This is a genomic window from Micromonospora sp. CPCC 205546 (genome assembly GCF_036902715.1).
Taxonomy (GTDB): Bacteria; Actinomycetota; Actinomycetes; order Mycobacteriales; family Micromonosporaceae; genus Micromonospora.
Genome location: NZ_JBAKHL010000006.1, coordinates 1 through 25,459, shown reverse-complemented (window position 1 = coordinate 25,459; position 25,459 = coordinate 1). Strand labels below are relative to the sequence as shown.

18 protein-coding genes, 2 pseudogenes and 1 riboswitch are annotated in these 25,459 nt (G+C 77.7%); of the genes and pseudogenes, 17 read left to right on the top strand and 3 right to left on the bottom strand.

Going from position 1 to position 25,459, the window contains the following annotated elements:
* The first annotated feature begins 76 nt into the window (after nucleotides 1-76).
* The 14 genes and pseudogenes from V6U77_RS05000 to cobA all read left to right on the top strand — a co-directional run bounded on the left by V6U77_RS05000 (nucleotide 77) and on the right by cobA (nucleotide 20,632).
* Complete coding sequence (locus V6U77_RS05000) at nucleotides 77-1,297, top strand: MFS transporter (protein WP_334604979.1); 1,221 nt, start codon at nucleotides 77-79, stop codon at nucleotides 1,295-1,297.
* 312 nt (nucleotides 1,298-1,609) lie between these two features.
* A complete protein-coding gene (locus V6U77_RS04995; protein ID WP_334604978.1) occupies nucleotides 1,610-2,863 on the top strand; it encodes an MFS transporter in 1,254 nt (417 codons plus the stop codon).
* A gap of 618 nt (nucleotides 2,864-3,481) precedes the next feature.
* Nucleotides 3,482-3,611, top strand: a riboswitch (cobalamin riboswitch).
* A gap of 421 nt (nucleotides 3,612-4,032) precedes the next feature.
* On the top strand, nucleotides 4,033-7,701 hold the full coding sequence (gene cobN, locus V6U77_RS04990; protein WP_334604977.1) for a cobaltochelatase subunit CobN: 3,669 nt from the start codon (nucleotides 4,033-4,035) through the stop codon (nucleotides 7,699-7,701).
* A pseudogene (locus tag V6U77_RS04985) lies at nucleotides 7,698-9,938 on the top strand (VWA domain-containing protein); the annotation flags it as partial. The gene cobN and the pseudogene V6U77_RS04985, both read left to right, overlap by 4 nt.
* Before the next feature lie 164 nt (nucleotides 9,939-10,102).
* A complete protein-coding gene (cobO, locus tag V6U77_RS04980) occupies nucleotides 10,103-10,714 on the top strand; it encodes a cob(I)yrinic acid a,c-diamide adenosyltransferase (protein WP_334604976.1) in 612 nt (203 codons plus the stop codon).
* Entirely contained in the window at nucleotides 10,708-12,204 is a 1,497-nt protein-coding gene (locus tag V6U77_RS04975; RefSeq protein WP_334604975.1) for a cobyrinate a,c-diamide synthase, read from the top strand. Before cobO ends, V6U77_RS04975 begins: the two co-directional genes overlap by 7 nt.
* Before the next feature lie 44 nt (nucleotides 12,205-12,248).
* Nucleotides 12,249-13,067: a precorrin-2 C(20)-methyltransferase gene (cobI, locus tag V6U77_RS04970; RefSeq protein WP_334604974.1), complete on the top strand. Its 819-nt coding sequence runs from the start codon at nucleotides 12,249-12,251 to the stop codon at nucleotides 13,065-13,067.
* Nucleotides 13,064-13,942 carry a precorrin-4 C(11)-methyltransferase gene (gene cobM, locus V6U77_RS04965; protein ID WP_334604973.1) on the top strand — a complete coding sequence of 293 codons (879 nt, stop codon included), beginning with the start codon at nucleotides 13,064-13,066 and terminating at the stop codon, nucleotides 13,940-13,942. Before cobI ends, cobM begins: the two co-directional genes overlap by 4 nt.
* Nucleotides 13,942-15,087: a cobalt-precorrin-5B (C(1))-methyltransferase gene (locus tag V6U77_RS04960; protein ID WP_334604972.1), complete on the top strand. Its 1,146-nt coding sequence runs from the start codon at nucleotides 13,942-13,944 to the stop codon at nucleotides 15,085-15,087. The genes cobM and V6U77_RS04960 overlap by 1 nt, the downstream gene beginning before the upstream one ends.
* Complete coding sequence (gene cbiE, locus V6U77_RS04955; RefSeq protein WP_334604971.1) at nucleotides 15,075-16,304, top strand: precorrin-6y C5,15-methyltransferase (decarboxylating) subunit CbiE; 1,230 nt, start codon at nucleotides 15,075-15,077, stop codon at nucleotides 16,302-16,304. Before V6U77_RS04960 ends, cbiE begins: the two co-directional genes overlap by 13 nt.
* A complete protein-coding gene (gene cobJ / locus V6U77_RS04950; RefSeq protein WP_334604970.1) occupies nucleotides 16,301-18,112 on the top strand; it encodes a precorrin-3B C(17)-methyltransferase in 1,812 nt (603 codons plus the stop codon). The genes cbiE and cobJ overlap by 4 nt, the downstream gene beginning before the upstream one ends.
* Nucleotides 18,100-18,337: pseudogene (locus tag V6U77_RS04945) on the top strand (DUF362 domain-containing protein); the annotation flags it as partial. The gene cobJ and the pseudogene V6U77_RS04945, both read left to right, overlap by 13 nt.
* Nucleotides 18,294-18,935 carry a precorrin-8X methylmutase gene (locus V6U77_RS04940; RefSeq protein WP_334605144.1) on the top strand — a complete coding sequence of 214 codons (642 nt, stop codon included), beginning with the start codon at nucleotides 18,294-18,296 and terminating at the stop codon, nucleotides 18,933-18,935. The pseudogene V6U77_RS04945 and the gene V6U77_RS04940, both read left to right, overlap by 44 nt.
* A complete protein-coding gene (gene cobA, locus V6U77_RS04935; protein WP_334605143.1) occupies nucleotides 18,932-20,632 on the top strand; it encodes a uroporphyrinogen-III C-methyltransferase in 1,701 nt (566 codons plus the stop codon). The genes V6U77_RS04940 and cobA overlap by 4 nt, the downstream gene beginning before the upstream one ends.
* Nucleotides 20,633-20,664: 32 nt before the next feature.
* Here the strand turns inward: cobA and crcB are convergent, their stop codons facing one another.
* Together crcB and V6U77_RS04925 are read right to left on the bottom strand one after the other, a co-directional pair.
* Nucleotides 20,665-21,027 (bottom strand): fluoride efflux transporter CrcB, encoded by a 363-nt coding sequence (gene crcB, locus V6U77_RS04930; protein WP_334604969.1) that lies wholly within the window; start codon nucleotides 21,025-21,027, stop codon nucleotides 20,665-20,667.
* Nucleotides 21,024-21,521 (bottom strand): fluoride efflux transporter FluC, encoded by a 498-nt coding sequence (locus V6U77_RS04925; RefSeq protein ID WP_334604968.1) that lies wholly within the window; start codon nucleotides 21,519-21,521, stop codon nucleotides 21,024-21,026. The genes crcB and V6U77_RS04925 overlap by 4 nt, the downstream gene beginning before the upstream one ends.
* A 308-nt stretch (nucleotides 21,522-21,829) precedes the next feature.
* Here V6U77_RS04925 and V6U77_RS04920 point away from each other — a divergent pair, with 308 nt between their 5' ends.
* From V6U77_RS04920 to V6U77_RS04910, 3 genes are all read left to right on the top strand, one after another.
* Entirely contained in the window at nucleotides 21,830-22,255 is a 426-nt protein-coding gene (locus V6U77_RS04920; protein WP_334604967.1) for a DUF6766 family protein, read from the top strand.
* A 163-nt stretch (nucleotides 22,256-22,418) separates the two neighbouring features.
* Nucleotides 22,419-22,799, top strand: coding sequence for a hydroxyphenylacetyl-CoA thioesterase PaaI (gene paaI / locus V6U77_RS04915; protein WP_334605142.1), 381 nt, complete (start codon nucleotides 22,419-22,421; stop codon nucleotides 22,797-22,799).
* Nucleotides 22,800-22,901: 102 nt separating this feature from the next.
* Nucleotides 22,902-24,008 (top strand): nucleotide disphospho-sugar-binding domain-containing protein, encoded by a 1,107-nt coding sequence (locus tag V6U77_RS04910; protein ID WP_334604966.1) that lies wholly within the window; start codon nucleotides 22,902-22,904, stop codon nucleotides 24,006-24,008.
* Between the two features lie 40 nt (nucleotides 24,009-24,048).
* On the opposite strand, the gene V6U77_RS04905 is transcribed toward V6U77_RS04910, so the two are convergent.
* Nucleotides 24,049-24,942 carry an aldo/keto reductase gene (locus tag V6U77_RS04905; protein ID WP_334604965.1) on the bottom strand — a complete coding sequence of 298 codons (894 nt, stop codon included), beginning with the start codon at nucleotides 24,940-24,942 and terminating at the stop codon, nucleotides 24,049-24,051.
* Nucleotides 24,943-25,459 lie beyond the last annotated feature (517 nt).

The following is a 25,459-nucleotide window of genomic DNA, read 5'->3' as shown; positions in this document are numbered from 1 at the left end:
GCACCCGGGTTGTCCCGAGAGCGCTCTCGGGTGTGGGATCGGGCGGCAGAGCACCCGAGGCGAGAGGACCGCCACCGTGAGCCGCACCGCCGCCCCGCCCACCGCGCCGCCCCCGGCCGTACCCCGGGTGGTGCTGGCCGCCCGCACCGCCGTGGCCGTGGTCTTCGCGCTCAACGGCCTGGCCGTGGCCACCTGGTTCTCCCGGGTGCCCGCCGTCCGCGACGCGCTCGGGCTCAGCGCGGGCCGGCTCGGGCTGCTCCTGCTCGCCATGTCCGTCGGCTCGCTGCTGGCGATGCCCACCGCCGGGCTCGTGGCGCAGCGCCTCGGCACGGCCCGCACGGTGGCCCTCGGCAGCGCGCTCGTCGCGGCCGGGCTGACCGTGGCCGGGGTCGCCGCCCCGGCCGGCTCCCTGCCGGGGGTCGCGGTCGGGCTGTGCGCCCTCGGCTACGGCTCCGGCATCTGCGACGTGGCGATGAACGTCGAGGGCGCGGTGGTCGAGCGGCGGCTGGGACGTACGGTCATGCCCCGCTTCCACGCGGCGTGGAGCCTCGGTTCCGTGGCCGGCGCCGGGCTCGGTGCCGGCTCCGCCCGCCTCGGCGTGCCGGTCGCCGCGCACCTCGCCGCCCTGGCCGTGGTGGTGCTGCTCGGCACGCTGCTGGCCGTCCGGTCGTTCCTGCCGGCGGCCGAGGGCGGCACCTCCTCGGCGTCGGCCGCCCCGGCCGACCGGCGCCGCGACCTGCTCGCCGCCTGGCGGGAGCCGCGCACCCTGCTCATCGGGCTGCTGGTGCTGGTGGCGGCGTTCGCCGAGGGCAGCGCCAACGACTGGCTGGCCGTCGCCTTCATCGACGGGTACGACCTCAGCGAGGCGGCCGGCGCAGCCGTCTTCGGCGTCTTCGTCGTCGGCATGACCCTGGGCCGCACGGTGGGCACCGTCGCGCTCGACCGGTGGGGTCGGGTGCCCGTGCTGTCCGGCACGATCCTGCTCGCCACGCTCGGTGCGGGCGTGGCGGTGCTCGCCGGCTCCGGGCCGGTGGCGATCGCCGGCGTGGCGCTGTGGGGGATCGGCGCGTCGCTGGGCTTCCCGGTCGGGATGAGCGCGGCGGCCGACGAGGAGCACCGGGCGCCGGCCCGGGTCAGTGTGGTCGCCGTGATCGGCTACACCGCCTTCCTCGCCGGTCCGCCGCTGCTCGGTCTGCTCGGCGACCGGGTCGGTACGCTGCACGCCCTGCTCGTGGTGCCGCTGCTGCTCCTGCCCACCCTCGCCCTGGTGCCGGCCACCCGTCCGCCGGCCCGCTGAGCGCCAGCCGCCCGTCGACGCGCTGGGCGCCACCCCCGTCCGTCCGCCGGTCCGCTGGGCGCCGCCGCCCGGTCGGCGGTCCGCCGGGGCCTGGAACCGGGCCCACCCGGAGCGCCACGCCCGCTGACCGGCCGGGCACACGCCCGCTGACCTGCCGGGGCGTCATGCCCGCTGACCGGGCAAAGCGTCATGCCCGCTGACCTGCCGGGGCGTCACGCCCCCTCGACCGGTACCGCCCGAGAGCACTCCGGCCCGCGGCCCGCCGGGCGTCACGGGGCCGCTCCGTCGGACCCGGCGCGGTAAGGTGCCCCGATGGCTGATCGGTCCCGGTCGCTGGGCCGTCCCTTCTGGACCTTCTGGACCGCCGCGGCGCTGGCCAACCTGGGCGACGGCATCCGGGTGGCCGCCTTTCCACTGCTCGCCGCCGCGCTGAGCGACAACCCGGTGGCGGTGGCCGCGGTGGCCGCGGCGCAGTTCCTGCCGTGGCTGGTCACCGGCCTGCTGGCCGGCGCGCTGGCCGACCGTCGGGCGGCCCGTGCGCTGATCGCCGCCGCCGACGCCGGCCGCGTCGTGGTGCTGGCGGTGGTGGCCGTGGCCGTGGTGACAGGCGTGGCCTCGGTGGCGCTCGTGGTCGCCGCCGCCTTCCTGCTCGGTGTCGGCGAGACCCTGCGCGACACCGCCGCCCAGACCGCGATCCCCCGACTGGTGGACGACGCGCAGCTGGAGCGAGCCAACGGCCGGCTGGTGGCGGGTGAGATCGTGGGCAACGAGTTCGTCGGTCCGCCGGTCGGGGCGATGCTGTTCGTCGTCGGCGCGGCGCTGCCCTTCGCCGTCAACGGCGCCTCGCTCGCGCTGGCCGTCATGCTCGTGCTGTCCCTGCCGCTGAGTCTGGCCCGCCCTGGCCCGGGCCCGGGACGGTCGGGCGCCGACAGGGACGGGAGGAGCGCCGCCGTCGACCCGGCCAGGCGCGGGGCGCTCGCCGGGCTGCGGTGGCTGGCCCGGCAGCCCGTGCTCCGTACGCTGGTGGTCGTCGGCGCGGCGGTCGCCGCCGCGGACAGCGCCTGGTTCGCGATCTTCGTGCTGTACGCGCGGCAGAGCCTCGGTCTCGGCGCGCTCGGCTTCGGCCTGCTGCTGGCGACCGGCGCGGCCGGCGGGCTCGCCGGCTCCCTCGTCGCCGACCGGCTGATCGGCCGGCTCCGGCACCGTGCCGTGCTGACCTGGTCGATGGCGGTCACGGCCGGGACGCCGGCCCTCCTGGCCGTCGCGCCGCACCGGATCGCCGCGGTGGCGGTCGTCGTCACCACCAGCGCGTCGTTCGCGGTCCTCAACGTGGCCGCGCTGTCGGTCCGGCAACGCCTCGTGCCCGGCGACCTGCTCGGTCGGGTGGTCGCCGCCTCCCGGATGCTCTCCTACGGCTGCGCCGCGCTCGGGGCGCTCGCCGGCGGGGCGCTGGCCGCCGGCCTGGGCATGCGGGCACCCTTCCTGTTCAGCGCGACGGTGGCGGTCGCCGCGACCGCCGCCTGGTACGTCGCGTCCCGCCCCGCCGCGTCGGGTGACCCGGCCTGACAGGGGGAGGACGCCCGCCGTCAGGCGCGCTCGCGGCGCCCGAGTCGGACGAGCCGCGCCACGAGCACGGCGGTGGACCCCAGCGTCGACGGGGTGACCCGGCGGGAGCGGGAGGTGTTGACGTTGATCACCCGGGGGATGTCCAGCGCCGAGATCGAGCGGCACCCGCACCTCAGCCGGGGGCACCGTGAGGACGCACATCGGCCGGTTGCTGACGAAGCTGGCCGCCCCCGACCGGGCGCAACTGGTCACCGCGGGCTACGAATCGGGGCTCGCCGACCGGTGAGCCGACGTCGACCGTGGTCGAGGTCCCCGTCATCACGTCGGGCGGGCGGGGACGGTTCCCGGCCGCCGTAGCCTGCCTGCTGGGGAGCGGAACGGCGCGCGGGCGCCGGGGTGCGCGCACGTGCCGGGACGCCCGGCGCGTGCGCGTTCCGGGGCCACCGTCGCCGTATTCGGCGGCCCGGACATGACATTGGCCGACGACAATGTGAAAGGCGTTCCCGAATGAACGGCCTGATCGTTCCTCGTCGATCGATGCGAGGCGTCGTGGGTCGGGGTGGGGTGGCGTTGACCGGCGGCCCGGGGTGTGGCAGCATTCGCGGCCTGACGGCAGTGAAGGAAGCCGGTGCGATTCCGGCGCGGTCCCGCCACTGTCACCGGGGAGCGATCCCCCCTCGTGAGTCACGACCGTGCGTGCGCGGTTGGAAGGCCGGGGGAGAGCGTCGATCCGGGAGCCAGGATACTTCGGCCGTCGGAGTGACCCCAGGGCGTGGACACCCGAGGAGGACCCGATGACGCACCGCGTCTCCCCCATCGACGATCATCGTCGCATCGTGCCCGGCCGTGACGGCGGCTGCGCGCCCGGCGGCCGCTCCGCAGGCGGCCGCATCCCCGCACCGCCGGTCGGCCGGCCCGCCACGCACCCCACGGCCCGAACCGCGCCCGCCGTCGGTCGCCCGGCACCCGGGCGCTCCCGCACCGTGACCGGCCGGGTCGCTCCCGGGCGCGCCCTCGCCGCCTGCCGCTGACGCCAGCGCCGCGCCGCCCGACCCCGCCGGTGAGCCGGTGAGCCGGCCACCGGCGCGTCGTACCCGCTGAACCGCGCCCATCCCCGCATCGCCCGGTCGTCCCCGCGTCGACCCGGGCGTCACTCTCCGGAGCCGTCCGTGCGCATCCTGCTGCTCTCCACCGCCGACACCGACCTGCTGGCCGCCCGCGCCAGCGACGCCGACTACCGGCTGGCGAACCCCGCCCGCGTCGCCGCTGACGCCGTGCCGGGCCTGCTCGACGGCGTCGACCTCGCCGTCGTACGCCTGCTCGGCGGCCGGCAGGCGTGGCCGGACGGGCTGGCCGCGGTGCTGGCCTCCGGCGTGCCGACGGTCGTGCTCGGCGGCGAGAACGTGCCGGACGCGGAGCTGATGGCGGCCTCCACCGTGGCCTCCGGGGTGGCGACCCAGGCCCTGACCTACCTGGTCGAGGGCGGGCCGGAGAACCTCGCCCAGCTCGCCCGGTTCCTCTCCGACACGGTGCTGCTCACCGGTGAGGGATTCGACGCGCCCACGCGCACCCCGACGTACGGCATCCACGGGGAGCGAACCGCGCGGCCGGACCGGCCGACCGTCGGCATCGTCTTCTACCGGGCGCACGCCCTGGCCGGGAACACCGGGTTCGTCGACGTCCTCGCCGACGCGGTCGACGCGGCCGGCGGCGACCCGCTGCCCATCTACTGCGGCTCGCTGCGCGGCCTGACCGCCGGCGCGGGGCCGCTCGGGCTCTTCGCCCGCTGCGACGCCCTGCTGGTCACCGTGCTCGCCGCCGGCGGCACGGTCGCCGCCGACGCCTCCGGCGGAGGCGACGAGGACGCCTGGGACGTGGGCGCGCTCGCCGCCCTGGACGTGCCGGTGATCCAGGCGCTCTGCCTGACCAGCACCCGGGAGCAGTGGGCCGGCAGCGACGCCGGGCTCTCCCCGCTGGACGCCGCGATGCAGGTGGCGATCCCCGAGTTCGACGGCCGGATCGTCACCGTGCCGTTCTCGTTCAAGAAGATCGACGCCGACGGGCTCTCCACCTACGCGGCCGACCCGGAGCGGGCCGCCCGGGTGGCCGGCATCGCCGTGCGGCACGCCCGGCTGCGGCACGTGCCGCAGGCCGACAAGCGGCTCGCCGTGGTGCTCAGCTCCTACCCGACGAAGCACTCCCGGGTCGGCAACGCCGTCGGCCTGGACACCCCCGCCTCGGCGGTGCGGCTGCTCGCCGCCCTCGCGAAGGCCGGCTACGACCTCGGCGACGCCCCGGCACCCGACGACGGCGACGCGCTCATCCACGCCCTCATCGCCGCCGGCGGCCACGACGTCGAGTGGCTCACCCAGGAACAGCTCGGCGCCGCCGAGGCGCGGGTGCCGGGCGAGACGTACCGGCGCTGGTTCGCGCAGGTGCCGGCGGAGCTGCGGGAACGGATGCTCGCCCACTGGGGCGAGCCGCCCGGCGGGCTCTACACCGACGGCGGCGACATCGTGCTCGCCGGGCTGCGCTTCGGCAACGTGGTGCTGCTGATCCAGCCGCCACGCGGCTTCGGGGAGAACCCGATCGCGATCTACCACGACCCGGACCTGCCGCCCAGCCATCACTACCTGGCCGCGTACCGCTGGCTGGCCGCGCCCGTGGACGACGGCGGGTTCGGCGCGGACGCCGTGGTGCACCTGGGCAAGCACGGCACCCTGGAGTGGCTGCCCGGCAAGGGCCTCGGGCTGGCCGCCGGCTGCGCCCCCGACGCCGTCCTCGGCGACCTGCCGCTGGTCTACCCGTTCATCGTCAACGACCCCGGGGAGGGCACGCAGGCCAAGCGGCGCGCGCACGCCGTGGTCGTCGACCACCTGGTGCCGCCGATGGCCCGCGCCGAGACGTACGGCGAGCTGGCGAAGCTGGAGCAGCTGCTCGACGAGTACGCCACCGTGCAGGCCCTCGACCCGGCCAAGGTGCCGACCCTGCGGGCCCAGATCTGGGAGCTGGTACGCGCCGCCGAGCTGCACCACGACCTGCACGCCGAGCGGATGCCCGACGCCGACGACTTCGACGACTTCGTGCTGCACCTCGACGGCTACCTGTGCGAGGTCAAGGACGTGCAGATCCGCGACGGCCTGCACGTGCTCGCCGCCGCGCCCACCGGCGAGGCCCGGGTCAACCTCGTGCTCGCCGTGCTGCGCGCCCCGCAGGTCTGGGGCGGCGCCCGCGCGCTGCCCGGCCTGCGGCAGGCGCTGGCCGGCGCGTACGGGCTGGACGAGCAGGCGCTGCTCGCCGAGCCGGGCCGGCGGCTCACCGTGCCCGAGGCGCTGACCGAGACCGTGGACGGGCCGGGCGTGACCGCCGCCGACGCGGTCGACCTGATCGAGGCCCTGGCCCGTCGGCTGGTCGTCGGCATGGAGACCCTCGGCTGGGACGCCGACGCGGTCGACGCGGTGGTCGAGGAGGTGGCCGGGCGGGCCGTGCCGGATGCCGCCGCGGTGCTCCGCTTCGCCGCCACCGAGCTGGTGCCCCGGCTGGACCGTACGACCGACGAGATCGACCGGGTGGTGGGCGCGCTCGACGGGCGGTTCGTGCCGCCCGGCCCGTCCGGCTCGCCCACCCGGGGGCTGGTCAACGTGCTCCCCACCGGCCGCAACTTCTACTCCGTCGACCCGAAGGCCGTCCCGAGCCGCAACGCCTGGGACGTCGGCGTGGCCCTGGCCGACTCGCTGCTCGCCCGGCACCTCGCCGACACCGGGGAGTACCCGCGCTCGGTGGGGCTCACCGTCTGGGGCACCAGCGCCATGCGCACCCAGGGCGACGACATCGCCGAGGTGCTCGCCCTGCTCGGCTGCCGCCCGACGTGGGACGACCGGTCCCGCCGGGTCACCGGCGTCGAGGTGGTGCCGACGGCGGAGCTGGGCCGGCCCCGCATCGACGTGACCGTGCGTATCTCCGGCTTCTTCCGCGACGCCTTCCCGCACGTGGTCGCGCTCATCGACGACGCCGTACGGCTGGTGGCCGCCCTCGACGAGCCCGCCGAGGAGAACTTCGTGCGGGCGCACGTCGCCGCCGACCTCGCCGAGCACGGCGACGAGCGGCGGGCCACCGCCCGCGTCTTCGGCTCGAAGCCGGGCGCGTACGGTGCCGGGCTGCTGCCGCTGATCGACGCCCGCAACTGGCGCAGCGACGCCGACCTCGCCGAGGTGTACGCCGTCTGGGGCGGCTACGCCTACGGCCGGGGGCTGGACGGGCGGGAGGCGCGCGCCGACATGGAACGCTCCTTCGCCCGGATCGCCGTGGCCGTGAAGAACCAGGACACCCGCGAGCACGACATCGTCGACTCCGACGACTACTTCCAGTACCACGGCGGGATGGTGGCGATGGTCCGCCACCTGACCGGCGCCGCCCCGGCCGCGTACGTGGGGGACTCGGCGATGCCGCACGACGTGCGCACCCGCACCCTCGGCGAGGAGACCCGGCGGGTGTTCCGGGCCCGGGTGGTCAACCCGAAGTGGATCGCCGCGATGCGCCGGCACGGCTACAAGGGCGCCTTCGAGCTGGCCGCCACCGTCGACTACCTGTTCGGCTACGACGCCACCGCCGGCGTGGTGGACGACTGGATGTACGAGCACCTGGCCGCCGCGTACGTCTTCGACGACACCACCCGGGAGTTCCTGGAGCGGTCCAACCCGTGGGCGCTGCGCGGCATCACCGAGCGGCTGCTGGAGGCGGCCGACCGGGGCCTGTGGGCCGAACCCGAGCCGGCCACCCTGGACCGGCTCCGCGAGACGTACCTGGCCAGCGAGGGCGACCTGGAGGAGCGGCAGTGAGCGCGAGGAGTGAGCCGGTCCTGCGAGCCCCGCAGTCGCGAACGGAAGGCGGCACGGTGACCACCTACCCGTTCAGCGCGGTGCTGGGCATGGACGACATGCGGCTGGCCCTGCTGCTCAACGCCGTCTCCCCGGCGATCGGCGGGGTGCTCGTACGCGGCGAGAAGGGCACCGCCAAGTCGACGGCCGTACGCGCCCTGGCGGCACTGCTGCCGCCGGTCGACCGGGTCGTCGGCTGCCGCTTCGCCTGCGATCCCGCCGCCCCCGACCCGTCCTGCCCGGACGGTCCGCACCCGGCCGCCCCGCCCGCCGAGCGGTCTCCCGCCCGGCTGGTGGAACTGCCGGTCGGCGCGGCCGAGGACCGGGTGGTCGGCTCGCTCGACCTGGAGAAGGCGCTCGGCGAGGGCGTACGCGCCTTCGAGCCCGGCCTGCTCGCCGCCGCCCACCGCGGGGTGCTCTACGTCGACGAGGTCAACCTGCTGCACGACCACCTGGTCGACCTGCTTCTCGACGCCGCCGCGATGGGCCGCTGCCACGTGGAGCGCGAGGGCGTCTCGGTCAGCCACGCGTCGCGCTTCCTGCTGGTCGGCACGATGAACCCGGAGGAGGGGGAGCTGCGTCCGCAGCTGCTGGACCGGTTCGGGCTGACCGTGGAGGTCGGGGCGAGCCGCGACCCGGCCGTACGCGTCGAGGTGGTCCGTCGGCGACTCGCCGCCGACGCCGACCCGGCCGGGTTCGCGGCCCGCTGGGCCGACGCCGACGCGCAGGTCGCCCGCCGGGTCGCCGCCGCCAGGCAGCGGCTGGCGCACGTGTCGCTGCCCGATGCCGCGCTGCGCCGGATCGCCGAGGTGTGTGCCGCGTTCGACGTGGACGGCATGCGCGCCGACATCGTCACCGCCCGTACCGCGCTGGCGCACGCCGCCTGGCACGGCCGGGACGCGGTGACGGTGGAGGACGTGCGGGTCGCCGCCCGGCTGGCCCTGCCGCACCGGCGTCGCCGGGACCCGTTCGATGCCCCCGGGCTCGACGAGAAGCGCCTGGACGAGGCGCTCGACCGGGCCGGCGACGACGACCCCGACGACGACCCCGGCGGTCCCGGCGACGGCCCGGACTCCGGCCCGGACGGCGGCGGGCCCGGTGGCCGAGGGCCCGGTGGCCCGTACGGTGGCCCGGCCGGGGCCGGCGGCGGCCCGGACTCCGGCGTCGCCGACGGGACAACGCCGGCCGGCGGGGACGCGCCGGACCTCGGGCGCGACGGCGACACCGGCCGGGACGGCGGCGAGGGCACGTGGCCGGAGCGGGCCGGCGGTGACGACGACACCACCGGGCGCTCGACCGACGCCTCGACCGGCCCGCCCGACGCCGGCGACGGCGACCCGGGCGGCGACGGCACCCCCGGCCGGACCCGGCCGGCGGACGGCCGGCCCGGTGGCGGGCAGGCCGTGGCCGTACCCCGGCAGGGACTCAAGGCCCGGCTGCTCACCACGCCCGGGGTCGGCGACGGCGTCCCCGGCCGCCGCTCCCGGGCCCGCACCGGACGTGGCCGGACCACCGGCGCGCGGGTGCCGACCGGGCGGCCCGGCGTGCTGCACCTGCCGGCGACCATCCGGGCCGCCGCCGGGCAGCAGGCCGCCCGTGGCCGGGTCGCCGGCCCGCTGCGGCTACGCCCGGACGACGTCCGGGAGGCCGTCCGCGAGGGACGCGAGGGAAACCTGGTGCTCTTCGTCGTCGACGCCAGCGGCTCGATGGGGTCCCGGGAGCGGATGGCCGCCGTCAAGGGCGCCGTGCTCGCCCTGCTCACCGACGCCTACCAGCGCCGGGACAAGGTCGCGGTGCTCGCCTTCCGGGGCGCCGCCGCGCAGCTTCTGCTGCCGGCCACCTCGTCGGTGCTCGCCGCCTCCGTCCGGCTGGCGGACCTGCCCACCGGCGGGCGCACCCCGCTGGCCGAGGGGCTGCTCGCCGCCGCCGACCTGCTGCGGCTGGAGCGGCTGCGCGACCCCCGCCGCCGTCCCCTGGTGCTGGTCGTCACCGACGGTCGGGCCACCGCCGGCGAGCGCCCGCTCGACCGGGCGGCCCGCGCGGCGGGCGTGCTCGCGGCCACCGGCGCGCCCTGCGTCGTCGTCGACTGCGAGAGCGGCCCCGTCCGCCTGGGCCTGGCCCGCCGCCTCGCCGCCCAACTGGACGCGACCCACCACCGCCTCGACGAGGTGGCCACCGCCCCCCTCACCACCCTCGCCGCAGGCCGTACGGCACCCGCGTCGAAGCCCCGTCCCGGCCCGCACGACCGGTCCGCCGCAGATCTTGGCAGGGAACGGCCCCCACGCGGGCCCTCCCCTTCCAAGATCGCCACCGCCACCGCCACCGCCACCACCTCCGTCGTGCAGAAGAGGAGCGTCGCCTGATGCCGCAGGGGAAGCCGTCCCACGTGCCCGCCGACGGGCTGACCACGCGGCAGCGGCGCCACCGGCCGCTGCTGATCGTCCATACCGGACAGATGAAGGGGAAGTCGACCGCAGCGTTCGGACTGGCCCTGCGCGCCTGGACGGCCGGGCTGCCGGTCGGGGTGTTCCAGTTCGTCAAGAGCGCCAAGTGGCGGGTGGGGGAGGAGAACGCCTTCCGCGCCCTCGGCGAGGTGCACGAGCGCACCGGGCAGGGCGCCCCGGTCGCGTGGCACAAGATGGGCGAGGGCTGGTCCTGGATCCAGCGCGGCGGCGAGGCCGACCACGCCGCCGACGCCCTGGAGGGCTGGCGGCAGATCCAGCGCGACCTGGCCGCGCAGCGCTACGGCCTCTACGTGCTCGACGAGTTCACCTACCCGATGAAGTGGGGCTGGGTGGACGTGGCCGAGGTGGTCGACACCCTGGCGAACCGCCCCGGCTTCCAGCACGTCGTGATCACCGGCCGGGACGCCGACCCGCGTCTGGTGGAGGCCGCCGACCTGGTCGCCGAGCTGACCAAGGTCAAGCACCCGATGGACGCCGGCCAGAAGGGCCAGAAGGGCATCGAATGGTGACCGGCCCCGGCCGCCGTACCGACCCGCGCGGTCCCGACGGCCCCACCGCGCCGGCCGGACACCCGACCGGCGGCCCACCGCCCACCGACGCCGACCCGACCGGCGGCGTCCGGAGCGCAGACGCGACCGGCGACGACGGCGGCGTGTGGGCGCTGCCCCGCGTGGTGGTCGCCGCGCCCGCCAGCGGGCACGGCAAGACCACCGTCGCCACCGGGCTGCTCGCCGCGCTGCGCCGCCGTGGCCTGGTCGTCAGCCCGCACAAGGTCGGCCCCGACTACATCGATCCCGGCTACCACGCGCTCGCCGCCGGCCGACCCGGCCGCAACCTCGACCCGTGGCTGGTCGGCGAGGAGCGGATCGCGCCGCTGCTGCGGCACGGCGCCGGCACCCCGACGCCCGCCGACGTCGCCGTCGTGGAGGGCGTGATGGGGCTGCACGACGGCGCGGTCGGCCGTCGGGGGTACGCCTCCACCGCGCACGTCGCCCGCCTGCTCGACGCCCCGGTCCTGCTGGTGCTCGACACCACCGGGCAGGGCCGCTCCGCCGCCGCGCTCGCCCTGGGCATGGCCGCGTTCGACCCGGGCGTGCGGATCGGCGGGGTGATCCTCAACCGGGTCGGCTCGCCCCGGCACGAGGCGCTGCTGCGCGACGCGCTCGCCGAGGTGGGCGTGCCGGTGCTCGGGGCGCTCGCCCGCGCCGTCGAGGTCGCCGCCCCGGCGCGTCACCTCGGGCTGGTGCCGGTCGCCGAGCGGGCACCGGAGTCCGTGGCGATCGTGGCCGCCCTCGCCGACCTCGTCGCGGCCACCGTGGACCTGGACGCCGTGCTCGATCTGGCCCGCACCGCCGGCCCGCTGCGTGCGCCGGCCTGGGATCCGGTGGCCGCGGTCGGCGGACCGGCCGGTGCCGGTCGTCCCGTGGTCGCGGTCGCGGCCGGGCCGGCGTTCACCTTCTCGTACGCCGAGACCGCCGAGCTGCTCGCGGCGGCCGGCGCCACGGTGGCCCCCTTCGACCCGCTGCGCGACCCCGCCCTGCCCGCCGGCACCCGCGCGGTGGTCGTCGGCGGCGGCTTCCCCGAGGCGTACGCGCCGCAGCTCGCCGACAACGCCACGCTCCGCGCCGAGCTGGCCGACTTCGACGGCCCGGTGGTCGCCGAGTGCGCCGGCCTGCTCTACCTCGGCCGGCACCTCGACGGGGTGCCCATGTGCGGCCGGCTCGACCTGACCGCCCGGATGACCGGCCGGCTGACCCTCGGCTACCGCGACGCCGTGGCCGTCACCGGCTCCCCGCTGCACCGCCCCGGCGACCCGGTACGCGGCCACGAGTTCCACCGCACCGCCACCGACCCGGGGCACGGCGACCGGCCGGCGTGGCGCTGGGACGGCGCCGAGCACGGCTTCGTGGTCGGCGGAGTGCACGCCTCCTACCTGCACACCCACTGGGCCGGCCACCCGCACGCCGCCCGCCGACTGGTCGAGGCGGCGAGCCGGTGACCGGGCGCCACGGCCGCGTGCCGGCGAGTGGGCACGACGGCGGCATGCCCGCGGCCGAGGGCCGCGACCCGGTGACCGGGCACGAGAGTCGCGACCCGGTGGCCGGGCGCGAGGACGCCGCGACGCTGACCGGGATCGGCGTCGGTCCCGGCGACCCCGAGCTGCTCACCCTGCGGGCGGCCCGGTTGCTGGCCGAGGCCGACGTGGTGTTCGTACCCGTGCTGGACCGGCCCGCGGCGGCCGGCGCCGCGCCCCCGGGCCGGGCCGAGGCCACAGTGGCCGCGCACGTCGCGCCGGACCGGCTGCGCCGGCTGCCGTTCGCCCTCGACGACCGGGGCGGGGTGACCGCCCGCCGGGAACGCGCCTGGGACGACGCCGCGCGGGCGGTGCTCGACGCGGTCGACCGCGGCGCCCGCGCGATCGTCTTCGCCACCATCGGCGACCCCAACGTCTACTCCACCTTCGGCTACCTCGCGCAGGGCGTCCGCGCCCTGCGCCCGGCGGTCGAGGTGCGCACGGTCCCCGGGATCACCGCCATGCAGGACCTCGCGGCGCGCAGCGGCGTGCCGCTCTGCGAGGGCCGGGAGCCGCTCACCCTGCTGCCGGCCACCGCCGGGCTGGCCCTCTTCGCCGACGCGCTCGCCGGCCCGGGCACCGTCGTGGCCTACAAGGGCTGGCGGCGGCATGCCGAGCTGGTCGCCGAGCTGCGCCGGCAGGGCCGCCTCGGCGACGCCGTGCTGGGCCGGGGCCTCGGGTTGCCCGGCGAGCGGATCGGCCAGGTCACCGACGCGGCCGACGACCTGCCGTACCTGTCGACGCTGCTCGTCCCGGCCCGCCGGGGCGAAAGGGGAGGAAAACTGTGAGCACCACGCCGATCGCGGGGCACGCAGACGGGGATGCGCCGACCGGTACGGGCAAGGTGTGGTTCGTCGGGGCCGGCCCCGGCGCGGCGGACCTGCTGACGCTGCGCGCCGCCCGGGTGATCGGCGCGGCCGACGTGGTGGTCTGGGCGGCCAGCCTGGTGCACGCCGACGTGCTCGCCCACGCCCGCGGCGACGCGGAGATCGTCGACTCGTCGCGGCTGCCGATCGAGGGCGTGCTGCCGCTCTACCAGCGGGCCGCCGCCGACGGGCTGACCGTGGCGCGGATCCACTCCGGCGACCCGGCCCTGTGGGGCGCGGTGCAGGAGCAGCTCGACCTGTGCCGGGCGCTCGGCCTGGCCGTGGAGATCGTCCCCGGCGTCTCGTCGTTCACGGCCGTCGCGGCGATCGTCGGCCGGGAGCTCACCATCCCCGAGGTCGCCCAGTCGGTGATCCTCACCCGGTTGGAGGGCGGGAAGACCCCGATGCCGCCGGGGGAGCGGGTCCGCGAGTTCGCCCGGCACGGCACCACCATGGCGCTGTTCCTCTCCGCCGCCCGCTCCGGGCAGGCGCAGGCCGAGCTGCTGGCCGGCGGGTACCCGGCCGACACGCCGGTCGTGGTGGCGTACCAGGCGACCTGGCCCGACGAGCTGGTGGTGCGGTGCGCGCTCGGCGACCTGGAGGCCACCGTCAAGGAGCACAAGCTCTGGAAGCACACCCTCTTCCTGGTCGGCCCGGCGCTCGCCGCCGCCGGCACCCGCTCGTATCTCTACCACCCGGGGCACTTCCACACCTTCCGCCGGGCCGAGCCGGCCGCCCGCGCCGACCTGCGCCGCGCCCGCGCGGGCGGCGCGACACCGGGGGACGGGCGCGCCTGATGACGTACGCCGAGCCGCCGCTGCGCGAGCCGGACCTGCCGCGTACGGCGAAGGTCCGGCCGACCGCGCTGCGCACCGGGTGGACCACCGGCGCCTGCGCGACGGCGGCGACCAAGGCGGCGCTGACGGCCCTGGTCACCGGCGTACCGCAGCGGGAGGTGGAGATCGGGCTGCCCGCCGGGCGGCGGGTCAGCTTCCCGGTGGCCCGCTGCGAGGTCGAGGGCCGCGCGCGGGCGGAGGCGGTGGTGGTCAAGGACGCCGGCGACGACCCGGACGTCACGCACGGCGCCGAGCTGACCGCCACCGTGAGCTGGCGGGACGTGCCCGGGCTGTGCCTCGACGGCGGGCCGGGCGTCGGCACGGTCACCCGGCCGGGCCTCGGCCTGGCCGTCGGCGGGCCGGCCATCAACGACACCCCGCGCCGCATGATCGGCCAGGCCGTCGCCGAGGTCGTCGACCTGAGCGAGGTGGGCGTGCGGGTGGTGGTCAGCGTGCCGCGCGGCGAGATCATGGCCCGCAAGACCACCAACCGCCGGCTCGGCATCCTCGGCGGCATCTCCATCCTCGGCACCACCGGCGTCGTGCGCCCGTTCTCCACCGCCTCCTGGCGGGCCAGCGTGGTGCAGGCGGTGCACGTGATGGCCGCCCAGGGGGAGCGGACCGTGGTGCTCTGCACCGGCGGGCGCACCGAGCGGGCCGCCCGCGCGCTGCTGCCGGAGCTGCCCGAGGTCTGCTTCGTGGAGGTCGGCGACTTCACCGGCGCGGCCGTCACCGCCGCCGTGGGCGACGGGATGCCCGGCGTGGTCTTCGTCGGGATGGCCGGCAAGCTGGCCAAGCTCGCCGCCGGCATCCTGATGACCCACTACACCCGGTCCAAGGTCGACCTGTCGCTGCTCGGGACGGTCACCGCCGAGGCGGGCGGCGACCCCGCGCTGGTGGCGGCGGTCGTCGCGGCCAACACCGGGCGGCACGCGTACGAGCTGTGGGAGGCCGCCGGGCTGCTCGGCCCCGCCGGCGACCTGCTCTGCCAGCGGGTGCGGCAGGTGCTGCTCAGGTTCGCCGGCCACGCCGTCACCGCCGACGTCGCCATGGTCGACTTCGCCGGCGACCGGGTGGTCGCGTTCTCCGGCCGGTGGGCGGCGTGACCGCCGGGGCCGGCGGGCCGGCGGTGACCGTGGTGGGGATCGACGCCTCGGGCGGGCCCGCGCACCCCGCCGCCGCGCCCGCGCTCGCCGGGGCCCGGCTGGTGGTCGGCGCGGCGCGGCACCTGGCCGCCGTACGGCTGCCGGCCGACGCCGGCACCGTCGCCCTCGGGCCGCTGGCGCCCGCCCTGGGGCGGCTGGCCGACGCCGTCGCCGCCGGGAGTCCCGCCGTCGTCCTGGCCAGCGGCGATCCGGGGCTGTTCGGGGTGGTGCGGGCGTTGCGGGCGGCCGGGCTGCCGCTGCGGGTGCTGCCGGCCGTGTCCAGCGTGGCCGCCGCGTTCGCCCGCGCGGGCCTGCCCTGGGACGGCGCGGCCGTGGTCACCGCGCACGGCCGCGACCCCGGGCCCGCGCTGAACGCCTGCCGGGCGCTGCCCGCCGTCGCGGTGCTCACCGCTCCGGGCGCCGGGGCCGCCGAGCTGGGCGCCGGGCTGGTCGGCTGGACGCGCCGCCTGATCGTCGCCGAGCACCTCGGCACCGACGCCGAGCGGCTCACCGAGACCACTCCCGAGCAGGCCGCCGGCCGCGTCTGGGCTGACCCGCACGTGCTGCTCAGCCTCGCCGGCGAGCCCGGCGCGGGCGGGATGCGGGCGGACAACCAGCCGGCCGCCGCGCCGCCCGGCGGCTGGGCGCTGCCCGAGTCCGCGTACGCGCACCGCGACTCGATGATCACCAAGTCGGAGGTACGCGCCCTCGCCGTCGCCCGGCTGCGTCCCCGCCTCGGCCGGCTGGTCTGGGACGTCGGCGCGGGCAGCGGCTCGGTCGGCATCGAGTGCGCCCTGCTCGGCGCGGCCGTGATCGCCGTCGACCACGATCCTCGGGCCACCGTCGGCGTCAACGCCGCCCGGCACGGCGTCGACGTGCGGGTGGTGACCGGCGCCGCCCCCGGGGCGCTGCGTCCGCTGCCCGATCCCGACGCCGTCTTCGTCGGCGGCGGCGGCACCGACGTGCTCGCCGCCGTGGCGCACCGCCGGCCCGACCGGGTGGTGGCCGCCCTCGCCGCCGTCGACCGGGTCGCCCCCGCCGTCGGGCTGCTGCGCGCCGCCGGCTACGCCGTGCAGGGCGTCCAACTCTCCGCCGCCCGCCTCGCCGACCTGCCCGGCGGTTCCGTCCGACTCGCGGCCACCAACCCGGTGGTCGTCCTCACCGGGGAGCGCCCGTGAACCACCCGCCCGCCGCCACGGACCAGCCGACCCGCATCGGGCTCGTGGCCGCTACCGCCGCCGGCCGGCGCCACGCCCGCACCCTCGCCGACGCCTTGCCGCACGCCCGCCTCGTCACGGCGGACACCGTCGCGGACGCGCTGCGCGCCGCCTGGACCGGGTGCGACGCCGTGGTGGCGTTCCTGGCCACCGGCGCGGTGGTGCGCATCCTCGCGCCGCTGCTCGGCGACAAGCGCACCGACCCGGCCGTGGTGGTGGTCGACGAGGCGGCCCGGCACGCGGTCGCGCTGCTCGGCGGCCACGCCGGGGGCGGCAACGACCTCGCCGGGCGGGTCGGCGCGCTGCTCGACGCGCAACCGGTGGTCACCACCGCCACCGACGCCGCCGGCCTGCCCGGCCTGGACACCCTCGGGTGGCCCGTCGAGGGCGCCCTCGCCGCCGTCAGCCGCGCCATCCTCGACGGCGAGCCGGTGACCCTCGTCGCCGACGCCACGTGGCCGCTGCCCGCCCTGCCCGACAACGTGCGCTTCGCGCCCGTCGGGTCGTCGGCCCCTGCGCCCGTCGGGTCGTCGGCCCCCGCGACCGCCGGTCCGTCGGCCCCCGGCCGGGGTGACGTCGGTTCCGGGCCGGCGGTCGGCGGCGGGTACCGGCTGCTGGTCACCGACCGGGTGGTGCCGCTCGACGACCGGACCGCCGTGCTGCGGCCCCCGTCGCTGGTCGTCGGCGTCGGGTCCAGCCGGGGCGTGCCCGCCGCCCAGGTGCGCGGCCTGCTGGACCGGGTGCTCGCCGAGGCCGGCCTCAGCCCGGCCAGCCTGCGGCACCTGGCCAGCGCCGACGTCAAGGCCGACGAGGCGGGCATCCGGGCGACCGCCGACGCGCTCGGCGTACCGCTGGTGACGCATCCGGCGGCGGAGCTGGCGGCGGTCGACGTGCCGCACCCCAGCGAGGTGGTGCGCGCCGCCGTCGGCACCCCCAGCGTCGCCGAGGCGGCGGCGCTGCTCGGCGGCGACGCCGACCTGCTGGTGCCGAAGACCGCGACGGCGATGGCCACCGTCGCCGTCGCCCGGCACGCCCCGCGCGGCCGGCTGGCGATCGTCGGCCTCGGCCCCGGCGCGGCGGACCTGCGCACCGCCCGCGCGGTGACCGAGCTGCGCCGCGCCGCCGTGGTCGTCGGCCTCGACCAGTACGTCGACCAGGTGCGCGACCTGCTGCGCCCCGGCACCCGGGTGCTCGCCAGCGGGCTCGGCGCCGAGGAGGAACGGGCCCGCGCCGCCGTCGCCGAGGCCACCGCCGGTCACGCCGTGGCGCTGGTGGGCTCCGGTGACGCCGGCGTGTACGCGATGGCCAGCCCCGCCCTGGAGTACGCCGACGAACGGATCGACGTGCTCGGCGTGCCCGGGGTGACCGCCGCGCTGGCCGCCGGGGCCCTGCTCGGCGCGCCGCTCGGCCACGACCACGCCTACCTGAGCCTGTCCGACCTGCACACGCCGTGGGAGGTCATCGCCCGCCGGGTGGCCGCCGCCGCCGAGGGCGACTTCGTGGCGCTGCTCTACAACCCGCGCAGCCGGGCCCGCGACTGGCAGCTCGGCGCGGCGCTGGAGGTCTTCGCCGCGCACCGGCCGCCCGACACCCCGGTCGGGGTGGTGCGCAACGCCAGCCGGCCCGGCGAGCGGGTGCACCTGGCCACCCTGGCGACCCTCGACGCGGCGCTGGTCGACATGTACAGCGTCGTGGTGGTGGGCAGCAGCCAGACCCGGATCGTCGCCGGCCGGATGGTCACCCCGAGGGGGTACCGGTGGCGGCCGTGACCATCGGCGCCTGCCAGGGCTGCGGCGCCTGCCTGCTCACCTGCCCGACGCACGCGATCCGGCCGGTGCCCGGCGGCCTCGCCGTGCGCGCCGACCGCTGCACGGGCTGCCTGGAATGCCTGGAGATCTGCCCGGTGGACGCGATCCGCGCCACGGACACCGACGCACGTGGAGGAACCCGATGAGTTCGCTACGACCAGCGCCGCGGCGCCGCGTCGACGCGGGTGCGGCCGCCAGCCGGGTCGTGCACCCCATCGAGCGGGAGTCCTACCGGATCCTGCGTTCCCGGGTCGACCTGGCGCACCTGCCGCCGCTGACCCGGGCCGTCACCGAGCGGGTGGTGCACGCCAGCGCCGACCTCGACTACGTCACCGACCTGGTCTGCGACGAGGCCGCGCTGGCCGGCGGGCTGGCCGCCCTGCGCGCCGGCGCGCCGGTGGTCACCGACGTGGCGATGGTCGCGGCGGGCGTCACCGGCCGCGACACGGTCTGCCCGGTCGCCGAGCCCGCCGCCGCCGAGCTGGCCCGCGCGGCCGGCATCACCCGCTCGGCGGCGGCGGTGCGCATCGCCCTGGAGCGGGTGGGCCCCGGTGCGGTCTGGGTGGTCGGCTGCGCGCCGACCGCGCTGGAGCAACTGATCACCCTGGACGCGCGGCCGGCGCTGGTCGTCGGGCTGCCGGTCGGCTTCGTCGGGGCCGCCGAGTCGAAGGCGGCGCTGCGGGCCAGCGGCCTGCCGGGGGTGTCCAACCGGGGCGAGAAGGGCGGCTCGGCGGTCGCCGCCGCCGCCCTCAACGCCCTGCTGTACGTGGAGGAGGAGCAGTGACCGCTCTGGTCATCGTCGGGCACGGCACGCGCAGCGCGGCCGGGGTCGAGCAGTTCGTCGCGTTCGTCGATCGGGTGCGTCGCCGCGCCGCCGGCACCCTCGGCGACGTAGAGGGCGGCTTCATCGAGCTGTCCCGGCCGCCGCTGACCGACGCGGTCGGCGCGCTCGTCGACCGGGGGCACCGCTCGCTGGTCGCCCTGCCGCTGGTGCTGACCGCCGCCGGGCACGGCAAGGGCGACATCCCCGCCGCGCTGGCCCGCGAGCGGGAGCGCCATCCCGGCCTCAGCTACGTCTACGGCCGGCCGCTGGGCCCGCACCCGCTGCTGCACACCGCGCTGGAGCAGCGCGTCGACGACGCCCTCGCCGGCGACGACCGGGCCGGCACCTGGGTGGCGCTGATCGGTCGCGGCTCCACCGACCCGGACGCCAACGCCGAGGTCGCCAAGGTGGCCCGGCTGCTCTGGGAGGGGCGCGGCTACGCCGGCGTCGAGCCGGGCTTCGTCTCGCTCGCCGAGCCCTCGGTGCCGGCGGTGCTGGACCGGCTGCGGCGGCTCGGCGCCCGGCGGATCGTCGTCGCGCCGTACTTCCTCTTCGCCGGGGTGCTGCCGGACCGGATCGTCGCGCAGTCGGCCGCGTTCGCCGCCGCCCACCCCGACCTGGACGTGCGGGTGGCCGACCTGATCGGCGACTGCGACGCGCTCGCCGACCTGGTCCTCGAACGGCACGCCGAGGCGCGTCGCGGGGACATCCGGATGAACTGCGACACCTGCGCGTACCGGGTGCTGATGCCGGGCTTCGCCGACAAGGTCGGCCGGCCGCAGACCCCGCACGACCACCCCGACGACCCGGTCGGCGGCCACGGCCACCACGGGCACCACCATCACGGTCACCACCATCATGACCACCACGGGCGCGACCACGGCCACCACCACGATCCCGGTCCGCGCCGGGGCCACGTCGCCGTGGTCGGTGGCGGGCCCGGGCCGGACGACCTGATCACCGTACTGGGCAGGGCGCTGCTGGACGCGGCGGACGTGGTGGTCGTCGACCGCCTCGCCCCGCGGGGACTGCTCGCCGGGCTGCGCCCCGGGGTGGAGGTGATCGACGCGGCGAAGGTGCCCCGGGGACCCTCCATGGGACAGGACGCGATCAACGCCACCCTCGTCGCGCACGCCCGCGCCGGGCGGCGGGTGGTCCGGCTCAAGGGCGGCGACCCGTACGTCTTCGGGCGCGGCCACGAGGAGGTGCAGGCCTGCGCCGCGGCCGGGGTGGACGTGACCGTGGTCCCCGGGGTGAGCAGCGCCCTCGCCGCGGCGGCCCTGGCCGGGGTGCCGGTCACCCACCGGGGCGTCGCGCACGACGTCACCGTCGTCTCCGGGCACCTGCCGCCCGGGCACCCCGACTCGCTGGTCGACTGGGCGGCGCTGGGCCGGGCCCGGGGCACGCTGGTGCTGCTGATGGCCGTGGACACCGTAGACAAGATCGCCGCGGTGCTGGTGGAGCACGGCCGGGCCCCGGACACCCCGGTCCTCGCGGTGCAGGACGCCGGGCATCCCGACCAGCGCGCCCTGACCACCCGGCTGGACGAGATCGGCGCGGTGGCCACCCGGGAGCGGATCGGCCCGCCGGCCGTCTTCGTCCTCGGCCCGGTGGTCGACCTGCGTCTGCCCGACGGGCCGTCGGACCCGGACCGCTGACCGACCGGGGTCCGGGTGGTGCGGCCGGCGGCTCAGCCGGTGACGGCCCGGGCCAGGGCGAAGCCTGCGGCGGCGGCGCCGAGGCCGGCGGCCACGCTGGACAGCACGTTGACCAGCGCGAGAAACCGCCGGCCCCGGCGCGCCAGCCGCAGCGTCTCGTACCCGAAGGTGGAGTACGTGCTCAGCGCGCCGCAGAAGCCGGTGCCGAGCAGGGCGCCGGCGGTCGGGCCGACGGGCAGCCCGACCAGCAGGCCGAGCAGCAGCGACCCGGCCACGTTGACGGTCAGCGTGCCCCACGGGTAGGCGCTGCCGAGCCGGGCCTGTACCGCCCGGTCGGTGAGGTAGCGCAGGGGCGCGCCGACGGCCGCGCCGAGCGCGATCAGCAGGACGGTCACCGGGCGGCCCCGCGCCCCGGCCGGCCGTGACGGGCGGCGTCGAGCAGCCGGCCGGTGACGGTGTCGCCGAGCCAGACCGCGACCAGCGCGCCGAGCAGGGTCGCGGCCAGGTGGCCCAGGGCCACCTCCGGCGCGCCGGCGTCGAGCGCCAGGCGGACGTCCACCGCGTACGTGGCGAAGGTGGTGTAGCCGCCGAGGACGCCCACGCCGAGGAACGGGCGCAGCAGCGGTCGGCGGTCAGCGGAGCGCTCCAGCGCCGCCATCAGGACGCCGATCAGCAGGCACCCGGTCAGGTTGACGGCGAAGGTGGCCCACGGAAAGCCCGTCGGGGCGTGCGGGACGGCGTGCTGGAGGCCGGCCCTGGCCAGGGCGCCGAGCGCGCCGCCGGCCGCGACGGCGCCGAGCAGCGCCCCGGGGCGGGCGGCCAGCTCGCCCCGGTCGGCGGGTACGCGCAGGTCGACGTCGGGGTCGACCCGCGGATTTGGTCCGGTCACCTCGCCCTCCCCACCGGTGCCACGGGTGGGGAACCGGTGTGCGCGGCGTCAGCCTAGCGTCCGGCGCGACGGTCGTCGGGGTGTCCCGGGGGACGTCGGCGACGGCGGCGTCGGGGTCGTCCCGCCACACCGTGCCACCTCGGCGAAGCCCGCGGCGGTCAGCGCGGACAGGTGTCCGGAGACCGGCGGGGTCCACCCCGGGCCGGGCACGCGCGGCGCGTCGCCGCGCCACGCCGGCCCGGCCGTTTTGTCGTGCCGGACCGGGGGCATAGGCCCCCTGCCTGGGGATCCGTCGAGAGGGGAGCGCGATGTCCGACACGACGACCTCCGGAGCGCGTCCGGCCGGGACCACGTCCCGGGGCGGGCGGTCCCGCCGGGAGCAGGGGCCGCCGTTCCGCAGGCCGAGGTGGCCCAGGGCGTACGCCTTCGCGCTGGTGACCGGGGCGCTGTTCCTGCTCTCCTGGATCGCGCAGTTCGTCTTCCAGGCCGCCGCGGCGGGCAACGAGGCGAGCCAGCACGGCCAGACCTTCGCCTGGGCCGACTTCCTGCCGCAGTTCCTCGCCGCCTCCTTCGAGAACTGGCAGTCCGAGTTCCTCCAGTTGATCTGGCAGGCGGCGGGCCTGGCACTGTTCTACCACTGGGGTTCCTCGCAGTCCCGCGAGTCCGACGAGCGGGTCGAGGCGAAGCTGGACGCGCTGCTGCGCGAGCGCGACCTGGACCCGGAGAACCCGTGACGGGTGCCGTCGGAGCCCTGCGTGCGCGCCGGCGTACGGTACCGGGGTCGGCGGTCGAGGGGGCCGCCCCGGACGGGCGTGGAGCGGTCGATGGGCGGGACGGGGCGGATCGGCGAGCAGCGGCGGGACGGCTGAGGTGGCCGGACGCAACGCCGCGTACGACATGTTCGCCGCCGACGTCGCCTCCCGGGGACTCGGCATCGAGCTGGTGGAGGCCGCCGGCGGCGCGGCGGTGGCCCGGATGCGGGTGAGCGCCGCGATGGTCAACGGCCATGCCATCGCCCACGGCGGGTTCGTGTTCCTGCTCGCCGACACCGCCTTCGCGCTGGCCTGCAACAGCCACGGCCCGGCCACCGTCGCCGCCGGCGGCGAGATCACCTTCGTCCGTCCCGCCCGAGAGGGTGACCTGCTGACGGCGCACGCCACCGAGCGCACCCGGTACGGCCGCAGCGGCATCTACGACGTCACCGTCACCCGGGACGACGGCGCGGTGGTGGCGGAGTTCCGGGGCCGCAGCCGCACCCTGCCCCCGGCCGCCGGCTGAACCCGCTGCCGTCCGGGCTCCGCCGCCGGGGGAGCCGTCGCCCGTCCGGGCCCGCGGACCGGTGCCCCCATGACGGGTCCGGCTGCGGCTAGCATCGGCGCGGTGCGAGTACTGGTGGTGTCCGCGCCGTTGATCGGGCACGTCGCCCCGCTGCTGCCGCTGGTCGCCGCGCTGCGCGCCGCCGGGCACGAGGTGCTCGTCGCCACCGCCGCCGACGGGCTGCGCGCGGCTGGGCCCGGGGTGCCGGCGCGCGACGTCGCGCCCGGATTCGACTTCGGACGCGTCGCCCGCCGGGTGCTGCTGCGCCACCCGCTGATCGCCCGGGCCGAGCTGGCCGGTGCCGCCGGCACCCGGGGCGCCGGGCTGCTCTTCGGCGCGGTCAACGACCAGCTCGCCGACGGGGTGGTCGCCGTCGCCGGGCAGTGGCGACCCGACCTCGTCGTCCACGAGCCGTTCGCGGTGGCGGGGGCGCTCGCCGCCGCGACGCTCGGCGTGCCCGCCGTACGCCAGGAGAACGCCCTCTTCGACGGCCGCGAGCTGGCCCGGGCCACCCTGGCGCGGCTTGGCCCGGCCCTGCGCCGGCACGGCCTGACCGAGCTGCCGCCGCCAGCCGCCGCGATCGCCGTCGCCCCGCCCAGCGTGCTGCGCCAGGACGGCTGGCCGATGCGCTACGCCACCGAGGCCGGTGGCGAGCTGCCGGACTGGCTGCGCGAGCCGGGGGAGCGGCCACGGGTGCTGGTCAGCCGCAGCACCCTCGTCGGCCCCGGCAGCGCCGGACCGATGCGGGCCGTCGTCGCCGTCGCCGACCGGGTCGACGCCGAGTTCGTGCTGGTCCGCCCGCAGACGCGGCTGGCCCGCCGGGCGCTGCCCGGCAACGTGCGTACGGTCGACTGGATCCCGATCCCCGCGGCCCTGCCCGCGAGCGCGGCGCTGGTCCACCACGGCGGCGCCGGCAGCGTGCTCAGCGCGCTGATCGCCGGGGTGCCGCAGCTGGCCACCGTCGGGGCCGGCGACCGGCGGCACAACGCCGAACTCGTCGCGGCGCGCGGAGCCGGCATCGCGGTCCGCAACCGCGACATCACCGCCGACACCCTCACCCGCCTCGTCACCGACACCGCGCTGCGCGACGCGGCGCGGCGGGTCAGCGCCGAGATCGCCGCCATGCCGGGGCCGAGCGAGCTGGTGCGGCGACTGGAGTCGCTGCGCTGACCCGGCGCCCCGGCCCGCCGCGGGCCGGGACGCCCTGCCGTCAGCGGAGGCGGTCCAGGTCCCCGGGGGTGAGCCGGATCGCCCCGGCCGCCACGTTCTGCGCCAGGTGCTCCGGGTCGCCGGTGCCGGGGATGGCCAGCACGTGCGGCCCCTGATGCAACGTCCAGGCCAGGCGGATCTGGTGCGGGGTCGCGCCGTGGGCGTGCGCCACCTCCCGTAGGGCCTCGTCGTGCTCGTCGCCCGCACCCGCCTCCCGCCCGGCGCCCGCGATCGCGAAGAACGGCACGAAGGCGATCCCCCGCTCGCCGCAGACGCGCAGCAGCTCGTCGGCCCACCGGTTCACCTCGAGGGCGTACGCGTTCTGCACGCACACCACCGGCGCGATGTCCCGCGCCTCGTCCAGGTGGTCCACCCGCACGTTGGACAGGCCGAGATGCCGGATCAGCCCGGCGTCGCGCAGCTCGGCGAGGGCGGCGAACCGCTCCGCCACCGAGTCCCGCCCGGGCCGCCGGACGATCCGCAGGTTCACCACGTCCAGGTGGTCCCGGCCCAGCCGGCGCAGGTTCTCCTCCACCTCCCGGCGCAGCTCCGCCGGATTCAGTTCGCGGTGCCGGCTCGCCTCGTCGATGGACGGCCCGACCTTGGTCGTGATGACCAGGTCGTCCGGGTACGGCGCGAGGGCCTCCCGGATCAGGTCGATGGCGTACCGGGGCGAGCCGGTGCCGACGCCGAGCGGTCCACCCGGCGAGACGTAGAAGACGGCGGTGTCGATGTGGTTGACGCCCAGCTCGACGGCCCGGCGCAGGACGCGGACGGCGCGCGCCCGGTCCGGGTCGACGGTGAGCCGCATGGAGCCGAAGCCCATCCGGTACACGGTGCGGTCGCCGAGCGTCCAGGTGCCGGCGGCCGGGGCGGTGATCTGTTCGACAGGCATCGGGCGAACCTAGTCAGTCGGCGCCGACCCGCGCACTCGGTCGGCCGCCCGATACCGCCCGGATCGGGTGCCTGTTAGCTTGGATCGTGGGGGAGATCCGCCTGTCCGCCCCACACCCCCGCCGCCTCCGGCACACGCCCGCTCACGCCGCGATCGGCGTGCCGCGCGGCAGGACCCATCTCGGTCGCTGCCCGCGCCCCCGCCGCCGCGCCGACCCGCGTGCCCCGGGCACGGACGACACGCGGCCACGGCCGGACGCCCCGCCCGAGCCGGGCGCCCGGCCGGCGTCCACGGGTCCGGCGGGGACAGCGGTTGCCGGACCGAGCGTGGAAATCGCCGCCGCCACGGCGGCGAGCGGGGGTACGGCGGTGGTCCGGGGCACGGCGGCGAGTCGCCGCAGCGGCGCCGGGTGCGCCCCACGGGCGTCGCGGGTCGGCGGACGATCGGCGGGTACGGGCACCGGCGGCACGGGGGCGGGGCAGGCGCCGACGGCGGCCGGCACGGACGTCGCGGCCAA

What these genes read in the sequence shown, in the direction of transcription:
- V6U77_RS04920 (WP_334604967.1), top strand. Translation starts at nt 21,830, where the DNA reads ATGTCCGACACGACGACCTCCGGAGCGCGTCCGGCCGGGACCACGTCC.
- cobO (WP_334604976.1), top strand. Translation starts at nt 10,103, where the DNA reads ATGCCGCAGGGGAAGCCGTCCCACGTGCCCGCCGACGGGCTGACCACG.
- V6U77_RS04940 (WP_334605144.1), top strand. Translation starts at nt 18,294, where the DNA reads ATGAGTTCGCTACGACCAGCGCCGCGGCGCCGCGTCGACGCGGGTGCG.
- cobI (WP_334604974.1), top strand. Translation starts at nt 12,249, where the DNA reads ATGCCCGCGGCCGAGGGCCGCGACCCGGTGACCGGGCACGAGAGTCGC.
- V6U77_RS04960 (WP_334604972.1), top strand. Translation starts at nt 13,942, where the DNA reads ATGACGTACGCCGAGCCGCCGCTGCGCGAGCCGGACCTGCCGCGTACG.
- V6U77_RS04975 (WP_334604975.1), top strand. Translation starts at nt 10,708, where the DNA reads ATGGTGACCGGCCCCGGCCGCCGTACCGACCCGCGCGGTCCCGACGGC.
- V6U77_RS04995 (WP_334604978.1), top strand. Translation starts at nt 1,610, where the DNA reads ATGGCTGATCGGTCCCGGTCGCTGGGCCGTCCCTTCTGGACCTTCTGG.
- paaI (WP_334605142.1), top strand. Translation starts at nt 22,419, where the DNA reads ATGTTCGCCGCCGACGTCGCCTCCCGGGGACTCGGCATCGAGCTGGTG.
- V6U77_RS04905 (WP_334604965.1), bottom strand. Translation starts at nt 24,942, where the DNA reads ATGCCTGTCGAACAGATCACCGCCCCGGCCGCCGGCACCTGGACGCTC.